General features: G+C 55.5%; 1 pseudogene. It reads right to left on the bottom strand.

What is annotated here, in order from left to right:
- Positions 1-132 precede the first annotated feature (132 nt).
- A pseudogene (locus tag LX81_RS23520) lies at positions 133-1,097 on the bottom strand (IS30 family transposase).
- Positions 1,098-1,285: the final 188 nt, after the last annotated feature.

Below are 1,285 nucleotides of genomic sequence, written 5' to 3'. Positions count from 1 at the left end.
CACGCCCTACGAATACATCTGCAAGATCTGGACGTCAGAGCCAGATCGATTCATCCTCAACCCGATCCACCAAATGCCGGGACTGAACACCTAGGGTCGTTGCGACAAGGTCCGCTATCTCAGTTTCATCATCTATTTTTCAAAGGCATCGGCCGGGGTTCGCCATCCGAGACACTTTCGGGGCGTTCCATTGAAGCGGTCGCAAATCGCATTTATATTGCGATTTGAGAGCGCCGCGAGCTGGGTGTCGCGAGGGAGATACCGGCGCGCACGCTTGTTCAGATTCTCGACCGATCCTTTCTGCCATGGCGCTTGCGGATTACAAAACCAGCTCTCCGTGCCGATGCCGGACTTTAGCTTACGCCATTCGCGGAATTCTAAGCCGCGGTCGAAGGTGATCGATCGACGGGCGCTCTGGGGCAGGGGCTCCATCACATCCATGATGTGTGTTCATGACATGCGTCGAGTTGCGGTCGTTATTGCAAAACAGGACGGCGTAACGCGTTTTGTGCTCCACGAGCGAGGCGACGTTCATTGAGCCTTGGGCGCGCTCGAAGATCATCAGATCACCTTCCCATTCGCCAAAGGTGTCTCGGGCCTTCACACGCTCCGGGCGTCGATGGATGGATCGATCCGGTGGGAATACCTGGTCCCTGGGGCGTCTGGCATGACGTGGCCGACGTTTCTTTCGGCGGCTCTGAAGATAACGCGCCAGGGATTCGGACTGTCCTTCGGGACTGTACACGTAGGCATAAATCGTCTCGTGACTGACGCGTTCGGGATGCCCGCCATATCCAAGACGCCCGGCGATCTGTTCAGGCGTCCAGCCGATCTTCAAATCGATGGCATGCTCGCGCAAACCGTCCAAGCTTGCGTTGGCGCGCGCGCCGATCTGAGGCAGGCCGCCGCACACTCATACCGTAGTAACCAATCAAATATGGCAGCTCTGTATCTTCAAAACGGTTCCGCTTGATCTCGCGGTAGACCGTTGACCGATGACCACCGATCTGCGCCGCAATCTTGGCAATCGACACCGGCGCGTTCAGCAAATCTTCGATCTCACGCCGTTCGCGCAGATCCAGCTCCGTATGGGACATCACCGTTCTCCTTGCTTCTCAGCAAGATAGGGGATCTGTCGCAACCCAGTCTAGAATGTGCCCGTCTCCAGAATGCAAATTCTTAGAGTAATAATTATGTATTGTTAAGCGGATAAGTTCATCAATTCATCCTCGTTCCAGTATGCCAAACCGAGATTGACGGTAGTTCCAACGGGCTTACCAACGCG

Origin of the sequence: Palleronia aestuarii (genome assembly GCF_003253995.1) — a bacterium.
Lineage (GTDB): Bacteria > Pseudomonadota > Alphaproteobacteria > Rhodobacterales > Rhodobacteraceae > Palleronia > Palleronia aestuarii.
This window is presented reverse-complemented; position numbering and strand designations above follow the sequence as displayed.